The sequence below is a fragment of the Microcystis sp. LE19-10.1B genome (assembly GCF_027530565.1).
Classification (GTDB): domain Bacteria; phylum Cyanobacteriota; class Cyanobacteriia; order Cyanobacteriales; family Microcystaceae; genus Microcystis; species Microcystis aeruginosa.
Window position 1 is genome coordinate 1 of record NZ_JAPZQM010000054.1, and the last position, 10,779, is coordinate 10,779.

Consider the following 10,779-nt stretch of genomic DNA (forward strand, 5'->3'; position numbering starts at 1 on the left):
GGGGCGTGGCGCCGCCCCCAAACCCCCCGCGCATTAGCTTTTCGGTGGGATGCTTACACGCGATTGTTCATATTTTTGTACCAATTTAAGAGTCACTGATAAGTGCTGATTGTCGGTATTTCTGCAAATGTGAGATGCACCCTTTGCAATTAGACGCAATCTCCCCTATTCAGAACGGCCAAGTGTTAGGGAATTTTCTGTTAAGTTAATAGCAGCCCACTCGTCGCAAAACTTCACTGATCACTGATTACTGATCACTGATTACTGATCACTGATCCTCTTGCCCTATTTTGGTAAAATCAACTATAATGGGGAGAAGTTAATCTTTGCCAAGCTTGAGCAGAGTTAAACTAATCCCTCAGTGAGCAAGCAATTGAATCCTATGCTTAAAATTGCCCTTTTTGGAACCAGTGCCGATCCTCCTACTGCCGGTCATCAAGCCATACTAAAATGGTTATCGGAACAGTACGATATCGTTGCGGTTTGGGCTGCCGATAATCCCTTTAAAAATCATCAAACCAGTCTCGAACATCGTCTGAGGATGTTAAATTTGCTCATCCGGGATATTCAACCCCCAAGAGATAATATACAACTGCGACGAGAATTAAGCGATCGACGTAGCTTAATTAGTGTGGAAAAAGCGCAAACAATTTGGGGAGAACAGGAGGAATATACCCTAGTCATTGGTTCTGATTTAGCTGGACAAATTAGGCACTGGTATCGTAGCCAAGAATTACTAGAAAAAGTCAAAATTCTTGTGATTCCTCGTCCAGGATATCCTATTAATCAAGATGATATTGAACAACTGCAAACATTAGGGGGTGATTGTCTGATTGCCGATGTCTTTGCTCCAGCTGTATCCTCAACAGATTATCGAGAAAAAGGCGATAAACAGGCTGTTCCCGCACCGATTAAAGATTATATCGAAGGTCAAAAACTTTACGCATGAAACCGCAAAATACCCTAGCTAATAAATCTCTAGCTGATTTTAAAGTGGGAGTTGATAACGTGATCTTTTCCGTTGATACCCAATTAAATCGGCTGCTAGTGCTTCTGATTAAAAGACGGGAAGAACCCTTTAGTAATTACTGGAGTTTACCCGGGACTTTAGTGAGAAATGGGGAATCACTGGAAACAGCGGCCTATCGAATTTTAGCCGAGAAAATTAGCGTCAATAATCTCTATCTGGAACAGTTATATACTTTTAGCAGTCCAGAGGGAGATTCCCCGGCAGCGGCCGCGAGTTTTGGGGAACGTTATCTATCGGTGAGTTACTTCGCTTTAGTGCGGTTTGAAGAAGCAAAATTAATCACTGAACGGGATTATAATATCACTTGGTATATGATTGATAAAGTGCCAGATTTAGCCTTTAATCACGGTCAAATTTTAGAATATGGCTGGCGAAGATTACGCAATAAAGTAGAATATAGTCCCGTCGCTTTTGAGGTTTTACCAGAATTATTTACTTTAAATGATCTTTATCAATTTTATGAGACAATTTTAGGTAAAAATTTTAGTGATTATTCTAACTTCAGAAATCGGCTATTGAAATTAGGATTTCTCAAGGATATGGGTTTAAAAGTCTCTCGTGGTGCCGGTCGTCCGGCTAGTTTGTATCGCTTTGATGAAAAAGCTTTTGCTCCCTTTAAAGAGCAACCGTTAGTTTTTGTTTAAATAGGAAAAAATATGAGAATTGCTATCGCTCAATTAAATCCCATTGTTGGAGATATCGAAGGAAATGCCCAAAGAATTTTAGAGGCCGCTCAAACGGCATTTAATCAGGGAGCAGAATTACTTTTAACCCCGGAATTATCCCTCTGTGGTTATCCTCCCAGAGACTTATTATTAAATCTGGGTTTTGTGGAGAAAATGTCTCGACAATTGCAATTATTGTCCCAACAATTACCAGAAAAATTAGCCGTCTTAGTCGGTTTTGTCGAAAAAAATCCCTCGGCAACGGTCAGAGGAGAAAAGCCGTTATTTAATAGCATAGCTTTGTTAAAAAGTCAAGAGATTAAACAAATTTTTACTAAACGTTTATTGCCTACCTACGATGTTTTTGATGAGGATCGTTACTTTGCTTCTGGGAAAGAAAGTCAATATTTTCAACTAACAGAAAATAATGTAAAAATCGGTGTAACTATCTGTGAAGATGTTTGGAATGATGAACAATTTTGGGGTCAGCGTCAATACGCGGTTAATCCCATCGCCGATTTAGCTAATTTAGGAGTGGATTTAATCGTTAATCTTTCCGCTTCTCCCTACAGTGTCGGTAAGCAAAAATTGCGAGAATCTTTATTATCCCATAGTGCCACTAGATATAATTTACCTATAGTTTATGTCAATCAAGTGGGAGGTAATGATGATTTAATTTTTGATGGTGACAGCGTGGCTTTTAACAGACAAGGAGAAGTGATTTATCGCGCCCAAGCATTTACTTCTAGCCTAGAATTAATCGAGTTTAATCAAGATTTGTTACCCGCAGTTATTCATCCTTTACCTGTCAATGAAGATGAGGAAATTTATCGAGCCTTAGTCTTAGGAGTGCGAGATTATGTGCAGAAATGCGGTTTTAAACGGGTAATTTTCGGCTTGAGTGGTGGCATTGATTCCAGTTTAGTTGCTGCTATTGCCAGCGACGCATTAGGTAAAGAAAATGTTCTCGCTGTGATGATGCCTTCTCCCTATAGTTCCGACCATTCCATTAGCGATGCAGTGGCTTTAGTTAATAATTTAGGTATCAAAAGTGAGAAGTTAGCAATTAAAGAAATTATGACCGCTTATGATCAACTTTTAGAGCGGCTTTTCGCTGGGACTGATTTCGGTATTGCCGAAGAAAATCTTCAGTCACGCATTCGCGGTAATTTATTAATGGCTCTCTCTAATAAATTCGGTCATTTACTATTATCCACTGGCAATAAATCAGAAATGGCGGTGGGATATTGCACCCTTTACGGTGATATGAATGGTGGTTTAGCAGTGATTGCCGATGTGCCGAAAACGAGGGTTTATTCCCTCTGTCGCTGGTTAAATCGGCACGGGGAAATTATTCCCCTCAATGTGATTAATAAAGCTCCTAGTGCTGAATTAAAACCCAATCAGAAGGATCAAGATTCTTTACCTCCCTACGAGATTTTAGATGCTATTTTAGCACTATTAATCGATCGCCATCAATCCGCCGAACAAATTATTGCCGCCGGCTTTGAGGCTGAAATTGTGCAGAAAGTGATTAAATTAGTTAAAAATGCCGAATTTAAGCGCAAACAAGCCCCTCCGGGCCTAAAAATTAGCGATCGCGCTTTTGGCACTGGTTGGCGAATGCCCATCGCTAGTCGCTGGGGTTAGGGGGTTTTTCAGTTATCAGTTATCAGTTATCAGTTATCAGTTATCAGTTATCAGTTATCAGTTATCAGTTATCAGTTATCAGTTATCAGCTATAGTCATTTCAATTAAGATTGAGAATATAAATGCCAGAGTTCATAAGGTTTTCATCGGTCTAGAGTGGATCAGAATTATCTGAAATGACTATATCAGATGTGAGTTATCACTAACCCAGGCGGGCGTTGGGTTTCATACTTCAACCCAACCTACGTTCTGATTACTGATTACTGTTTACTGTTCACTGAAAGGGGTATTCGTGAGAGAGGAAGGGTAAAGGGATTAATTCTCCTGTTGCCTCGCCGATTTGTACTTTCAAACCCTCTCCTCCCGCTTTTGTTTTCACATAACCCAAGCCAAAATCCTCCAGCACACTGGTGAGTAAACCGACTTTTTGCGCTTCTAAAATAATCGGGGTATTGCTGGGGACGGATTGGCTAAGTTTTATGCCCCAAAGTCTTTGTTTTACGCCTTTATAGGTGTTGAGACGGGCGATAGTTTCTTGACCAATATAACAACCCTTATCAAAAACGATCGCTCGCCATAAACCGGCCTCTAAAGGGTTATAGTCTTCGGTTAATTCTCGATCGACTGCCGGTCGGCCTTGATGGATTCTCAGGTATTCCCACACCTGCTCATCGGCGGGAGTAACGCCATTTTTAATTAAATTTTCCCAGAGGGGACCGGCTTCGGCGGCGGCAACGATTAAAGTATATCCGGGTAGGTCTAAGCCGGTACCGACGGCCAGTCTCAGGGCGGGTTCAGAAAGGAGATAATGACTATGCTGCACCCCCGTTAAAATCTGCTCTGGAATGGCGATTTTTTGCAGGTATTGCCCGCTTTCAGTACCGATTAGGGTAAAAATGGCAAAATTATCGGTTAAGTCGCTAATTTCCACTTTATCGAAGGGGAAAATATAGCGATCGATCAATTCCAGTAAAAATTGACGACGTTGGGGAGAAACGAGGATGAGGAGGGAATCATCGCCGGCGTAAACTGTGACAAAATCGAGGGTACGACCGGTAGAGTTAAGGAAAATTGTCTCACAACCCTGACCCGGTTTCAGGCGATCGATAGCGTTACTGGTTTGATTGTGGAGAAAACGCAGTCGGTCCTGGCCTTTTAATTCTAATAAACCCCAATCGGAGCGATCGATTAAAATTGTTTGGGATGCTAAACTTTGGGGATCATTGTGGTAATCTTTCAGAAAATTAGCGGCATACTCTGCCTTGATCGTGTCTAAATCTGCTTTCATTGGGGTAAATTAGCGAATAATTGCTTAATAATGCGCTCGGTTTTCGTTTCCAAACTCTGCCAATCTAGTTCACCGGTGGGGTCGAGGAGACTGGTATCGATGGTGACGCTCTCTCCTTCATCGGTGGGATAATCGAGAAAACAGACTTGAAAACAAAGTTCCCAAATATTTACAGTAACGGAGCGATCGAGATAAGTCAAACAGAGCAGATAACTGGGATAGGGATCTTGAATTTCTGTATAAGTTCCTTTCCAGAGGGAATTTTCTAACTGTTTACGCAGATTATCCAGCACCCGAATAAATGCCGGTTGCATTAATAATTGTGCCTGTTCCCAAGCGGTAATATCTTTAAATTTTGGATTCATCTTATCAGTTATCAGTTATCAGTTATCAGTTATCAGATTTGAGGATTAAGTGGGGGGATCCCCCCTGCCCCCCTTGATAAGGGGGGATCTGACAATTTTTAACACCCACCTACTTATTAAGTGAGCAATATTAAATAGACAAAGACATACATTTCAGCCCTAGAACTATTTTGTTTAACTCTTGGAGATGTCTAATGGCATTAACAGTGCTGTCTTTTCACTGTTTACTGGTTACTGTTTACTGATCACTGGTTACTGTTTACTGATAACTGATAACTGATTTAGGCTGTTACTAGGGTTGCTTCCTTAGCTGCCATCATTTTCATCAGGTCTAACATCCGGCAGGAGTAACCCCACTCGTTATCGTACCAAGAGACGACCTTAAAGAAATTGGCATTAAGTTGAATGCCAGCTTTAGCATCAAAGATACTGGAATGGGGGTCGGTGATAAAGTCACTCGATACCACTTCCTCATCGGTATAACCGAGGATGCCTTTCATCGGTCCTTCGCTGGCGGCTTTCATAGCGGCGCAGATTTCCTCGTAACTGGTGGCTTTTTCGGTTTTAAAGGTTAAATCCACCGCCGAAACGTTGGGAGTTGGCACACGGAAGGCCATCCCGGTTAATTTGCCTTTTAGGGAAGGAATAACTAGGGTTACTGCTTTTGCTGCTCCCGTGGAGGAGGGGATAATATTTTGACCAGCGCCGCGACCACCGCGCCAATCTTTTTTCGATGGACCATCAACGGTGGGTTGAGTGGCGGTCATCGAGTGTACCGTGGTCATTAATCCTTCCGCTAGTCCGAAGTTATCGTTAATAACTTTGGTGATCGGGGCTAAACAATTGGTGGTACAACTAGCGTTAGAGACGATCAGATCCTTAGCGGGATCGTACTCATTATCGTTAACGCCCAGTACAATAGTACGAACTTTGTCGGGATCTTTGGTGGGTGCGGAGATAACCACCCGTTTGGCCCCAGCTTCTAGGTGTTTTCCTGCCCCTTCCGCGGTGGTAAATAAACCGGTGGACTCGACCACATAATCGGCCCCGGTTGCACCCCAGGGCAGTTGAGCAGGGTCTTTAATCGAGTAACAGGGGATAAACTTACCATCCACGACGATGCCATCTTCTTTCGCTTCCACCGTACCCTGAAAACGTCCGTGGGTGGAGTCGTATTTGAGCAGATAGGCAATATTATCGGGGGGGACGAGATCATTGATACCAACAAACTCGAAATCAGGATTTTGGATACCCGCCCTAAAAACGAGGCGACCGATACGACCAAATCCGTTGATAGCGACTCTTACTTTTGTCATGAAAAAAACTCCTTTGCAGCTGCGATAAGCTTAGGCACGATCAAGAAAAAATAATTTGAGAATTGATTGGCCTCTAGAGAATCACTATATATGCTAATCAGCTTTTGTTGCTCGCTAGATGAAGTATAGAAAGATTTTAAGTTTCAGTCCTTCCAAGATAAAAAATCATCAATTTGCTATCCTAGTCATCCCTACCACCGGCATCGAGAAAACCTGATTAGGCTCTTCCCGACAAACGAGAAAGCAATTTTATAGCCTTTTAGGACAAGCTGACATTAAAAAATAATTAAAAGTTTTTTGAGAATTATTGCTCCCTAAGTTAAGAAGACATTAATTTTCCTTTAAAAGCTATTTAAAAACCCCGCCAGACTGACATAAATTCTCCTGGCCGGATTGGCAAAATATAGCTTATTTTAATAGTTTTTTGCGCCCCAAAAGGTTAGACTCTTGATTACAGTTTGAAAACTGACCGAGGGTTAAGTAGCTGGTTATAATTAAATTAAAAATGGATTTTAGGTTCGATCCCCCCTTAGTCTCCCCTTGATAAGGGGGGTGGGGATCCCCCCTTAGTCTCCCCTTGATAAGGGGGGTGGGGATCCCCCCTTAATCCCCCCTTGATAAGGGGGGTGGGGATCCCCCCTTAATCCCCCCTTGATAAGGGGGGCATCTGATAATTTTTAACGCCTACCTACTTAACCCTCTCGATGGAGAAATTGTCTATCAACTCTCTTAATCTCATCCTTCATAGATATCGGAGAAATATTCATGGTATCCGCACCAGAAAGACCCTTAACAGAGCAAAATCCCCTTTCTCAAGACGAACTCTATAAAACCCATGCCTATTGGCGCGCTTGTAACTATTTAGCTGTAGGTATGATTTATCTGCGCGATAATCCCCTGCTCAAAGAACATCTTAAACCCGAACACGTTAAGTATCGCTTACTTGGTCACTGGGGAGCGAGTCCGGCCTTAAGTTTTACCTACGTTCACCTCAACCGTTTAATCAAAAAATACGACCTCGATATGATTTTTATGGCCGGTCCTGGCCATGGGGCGCCGGGGGTACTCGGTCCGGTTTATCTAGAAGGAACCTATTCGGAAATTTACCCCGATAAAAGTGAAGACGAGGAAGGATTACAAAAATTCTTTAAACAATTTTCTTTTCCCGGTCACATCGGCAGTCACGTCACCCCCGAAACCCCCGGTTCTATCCATGAGGGCGGCGAACTGGGTTATAGTGTTTCCCATGCCTACGGTTCTGTTTTTGACAATCCCGACCTAATTACGGCCGTGGTGGTGGGTGATGGGGAAGCTGAAACCGGTCCCCTTGCCACCGCATGGCACTCGAATAAATTCCTTAACCCGATTCGCGATGGTGCGGTACTGCCAATTTTAAACTTAAACGGTTATAAAATCGCTAATCCCACCATTCTCTCCCGTATTTCGACCCACGAGTTAGAAAGTCTCTTTGTCGGTTACGGTTACACTCCCTACATCGTCGAATGTAAGGAGGATGAAGACCTCATGCACTGCCATCAAAAAATGGCCGCTACCCTAGAACACTGTATCAATCAGATTCGCTCCTATCAACAGGAAGCTCGCAGCACAGGAGTGGCTAAACGTTACCCCTGGCCGATGATTATCCTCCGGTCTCCCAAGGGTTGGACGGGTCCGAAAAAGGTTGATGGTCATAAAGTAGAAGGATTCTGGCGCGCTCACCAAGTCCCCATGGGTGCCATGCAGGAAAACCCCGAACACTTGAGAAAATTAGAGGAGTGGATGAAAAGCTATAACCCGGAGGAATTATTTGACTATACCACGGGTAAATTTAAGCCAGAATTTAAAGAACTCGCTCCTAGGGGTCATCGTCGCATGAGTGCTAATCCGCACGCTAATGGCGGATTGGTGCGTAAAGACCTAAAAATGCCCGATTTTCGTCAGTATGCCGTAGATGTCACCCACCCGGGCCAAGTGGAAGCAGAAAACACGGGAGTGATGGGGGTATTTTTGCGGGATGTAATGCGAAATAATATGACTAATTTTCGCGTTTTTGGTCCCGATGAAACTGCTTCTAATCGTTTAGCAGCTCTCTATGAAGTGACTAAAAAAGCTTGGTTAGCTGATACCTATCCGGAGGATTTAGATGGTAGTCAATTATCTCCCGATGGTCGTGTGATGGAGATGCTGAGTGAACATACTTTAGTCGGTTGGTTAGAGGGTTATTTATTATCCGGTCGTCACGGTTTATTTCACTCCTACGAAGCTTTTGCCCACGTTATCGATTCCATGTTCAACCAACACGCTAAATGGCTCGATATCTGCAAAAATCATGTGCCTTGGCGCGCTTCTGTTTCCTCTTGGAATCTGTTATTATCCTCGGTGGTTTGGCGGCAGGATCACAATGGTTTTAGTCACCAAGACCCCGGTTTTATCGATTTAGTAACCAATAAAAGTGCCGACGTGGTGCGGGTTTATCTTCCCCCCGATGGTAACTGTTTATTAAGTGTGGCTAATCACTGTCTCAAGAGTAAGGATTACACTAATATTATCGTTGCTGATAAACAGAAACACCTGCAATACTTGACCATTGAAGAAGCAATTAAACACTGCACCAAAGGTATCGGTATTTGGGATTGGGCAAGTAACGATGATGACGGAATCAATCCCGATGAACCGGATGTAATTATGGCTTGCTGTGGGGATATTATCACTAAAGAATCCCTGGCAGCAACGGCAATTCTGCGGGAGGAATTCCCTTACTTAAAAGTTCGCTTTATCAATGTGGTTGATCTGTTTAAATTACAGTCGGAAAGTGAACACCCTCACGGTTTATCGGAACGGGATTTTGATAGTTTATTTACCACTGATAAGCCAATTATTTTTAATTTTCACGGTTATCCTTGGCTGATTCATAAACTGACCTACCGTCGCAGTAATCAGGAACGTATTCATGTGCGCGGTTACAAAGAAGAAGGGAATATTAATACTCCCCTAGAATTAGCGATTCGTAACCAAGTTGATCGTTTTCATTTAGTAATTGATGTCATTGATCGCGTGCCAAAATTAGGTTCTGCTGCTGGTCATGTGAAAGAACGGATGAAAAATGCTATTATCGATAATCTCGATTATGCTTTTACCAATGGCATCGATAAGGACGAGATTACTAACTGGAAATGGCCCTATTAATTAGGCTAGAAAGTGGTTTAGGTGATGATAATTTATTAGTTTACCGATAAATTTCATCTTCCTATTCCACCTAAATAAAATATTCTTTATTTTCTACAGGGTGAGAGTATCTCAAAAGCTATTGACAATTGGTCAATCAGGTGCAAGATTTTGAGAGAATCTTCGTTCAAAACCTTGCGTCTTCATCGGCCAGCGTCCTGTAGGGGCGAAGCATTCGGACAATAACCTATCGGTGAAAAGGTAGATTTTCTATCCGAATGCTTCGCCCGTACTTATTCAGCAAACCCTAATTAGATTTAATTTACTAAGCCAATTAAAATCATCAATATTGCGAGTTACAATTGTTAAATTATAAACGAAAGCTGTTCCCGCAATAATGGCATCTCATAAGGACATCTTTCTGATTTGTTTTAAAGTTACTGCTTGGTTAATTACAGGTTGAGAGATGGGTAAAATTTGAGAAGCATTAAAAAATTCTTCAAAATAGACTTTATCCTGATGAGTTAACCGATGGTAGCCTAAAACTTCCAGATAGGATAAAGCAGATACATAAGGAGAATTTTCTGCAATAAACTCCCGGAGAAACTCATTTTCCAATTGAGCGGCATAGATAATAATATTACTATCTAATAACATGATTTAATCCCGATCAGGAAGAGAGCGATCGCACCGATTTTGTTGTTGCCACTGTTGGGTATCAACATCAGTAAAAGTATTATTATTAGCAATTTTTTTCAAAGCATTGGCCATTTTTTGACCGTTAGATCGATTTTCACCAATAATATTTTCTTCTAGTAAGGTAATATAAACATTAACAGGATATTCGGAGTTGATTTCAGGGGTTTCATCAAGCCATTGAAGGGTATTATTTTTCAAAATTGCTTTAAAGGTTTTTACCATAGTTTTCTCCGCCGTTAAATGATACAGGATAAATGATTCAGACTAGCCCTAACCCAATTTTAACACAAGACCAACCCAACAAACTCCCCTGAACTCAATCTTTTAAATTAACGTCTTTGGATCATTTCATAATCAAAAGTTCATTACCAGAGTGAAAAAATTAGGCAAAATGGTGATAGTCACTTTACCTGTTTTTAAGGCAGGCTAATTTATCGACGATGACTGGGTGAAAATTAATCAATGAACTACCCCGCCGCAAGCGGACGGGGTATCAGAATCAAAATAGACTCAATTGTAGATTTTGGTGTAGCTGCAGGTATTCTTTATCTTGTTCTTTTACATATCTCGCTATCATACCTTCATCCCCATGCTTTCCTAC

Annotated in this window: 9 protein-coding genes and 1 pseudogene; 4 read left to right on the forward strand and 6 right to left on the reverse strand. The window is 41.9% G+C overall.

Annotated elements, in window-relative coordinates; genetic code table 11:
- Positions 1-382: 382 nt before the first annotated feature.
- The 3 genes from O9332_RS02070 to O9332_RS02080 are packed head-to-tail and all read left to right on the forward strand — an operon-like array spanning position 383 to position 3,345.
- Positions 383-949, forward strand: coding sequence for a nicotinate-nucleotide adenylyltransferase (locus tag O9332_RS02070; RefSeq protein ID WP_002757316.1), 567 nt, complete (start codon positions 383-385; stop codon positions 947-949).
- Entirely contained in the window at positions 946-1,674 is a 729-nt protein-coding gene (locus O9332_RS02075; RefSeq protein ID WP_002757314.1) for an NrtR DNA-binding winged helix domain-containing protein, read from the forward strand. The genes O9332_RS02070 and O9332_RS02075 overlap by 4 nt, the downstream gene beginning before the upstream one ends.
- A gap of 12 nt (positions 1,675-1,686) precedes the next feature.
- Entirely contained in the window at positions 1,687-3,345 is a 1,659-nt protein-coding gene (locus O9332_RS02080) for an NAD+ synthase (protein ID WP_002757312.1), read from the forward strand.
- Positions 3,346-3,619: 274 nt separating this feature from the next.
- On the opposite strand, the gene ygfZ is transcribed toward O9332_RS02080, so the two are convergent.
- The 3 genes from ygfZ to gap all read right to left on the reverse strand — a co-directional run bounded on the left by ygfZ (position 3,620) and on the right by gap (position 6,314).
- A complete protein-coding gene (ygfZ, locus tag O9332_RS02085; RefSeq protein WP_288023452.1) occupies positions 3,620-4,633 on the reverse strand; it encodes a CAF17-like 4Fe-4S cluster assembly/insertion protein YgfZ in 1,014 nt (337 codons plus the stop codon).
- Positions 4,630-4,998, reverse strand: a complete 369-nt coding sequence (locus O9332_RS02090) for a hypothetical protein (RefSeq protein ID WP_002743680.1) — start codon at positions 4,996-4,998, stop codon at positions 4,630-4,632. The genes ygfZ and O9332_RS02090 overlap by 4 nt, the downstream gene beginning before the upstream one ends.
- A 281-nt stretch (positions 4,999-5,279) precedes the next feature.
- Positions 5,280-6,314, reverse strand: a complete 1,035-nt coding sequence (gene gap, locus O9332_RS02095; protein ID WP_002757308.1) for a type I glyceraldehyde-3-phosphate dehydrogenase — start codon at positions 6,312-6,314, stop codon at positions 5,280-5,282.
- A 765-nt stretch (positions 6,315-7,079) separates the two neighbouring features.
- Here gap and O9332_RS02100 point away from each other — a divergent pair.
- Complete coding sequence (locus O9332_RS02100; protein ID WP_002757306.1) at positions 7,080-9,500, forward strand: phosphoketolase family protein; 2,421 nt, start codon at positions 7,080-7,082, stop codon at positions 9,498-9,500.
- Positions 9,501-9,884: 384 nt separating this feature from the next.
- On the opposite strand, the gene O9332_RS02105 is transcribed toward O9332_RS02100, so the two are convergent.
- The 3 genes and pseudogenes from O9332_RS02105 to O9332_RS02115 form a co-directional block, all read right to left on the reverse strand.
- Positions 9,885-10,136 (reverse strand): PIN domain-containing protein, encoded by a 252-nt coding sequence (locus O9332_RS02105; protein WP_002757304.1) that lies wholly within the window; start codon positions 10,134-10,136, stop codon positions 9,885-9,887.
- A gap of 3 nt (positions 10,137-10,139) precedes the next feature.
- Positions 10,140-10,400 (reverse strand): hypothetical protein, encoded by a 261-nt coding sequence (locus tag O9332_RS02110; RefSeq protein ID WP_002757302.1) that lies wholly within the window; start codon positions 10,398-10,400, stop codon positions 10,140-10,142.
- Between the two features lie 277 nt (positions 10,401-10,677).
- Positions 10,678-10,779 (reverse strand): annotated as a pseudogene (locus tag O9332_RS02115) (IS200/IS605 family transposase); the annotation flags it as partial.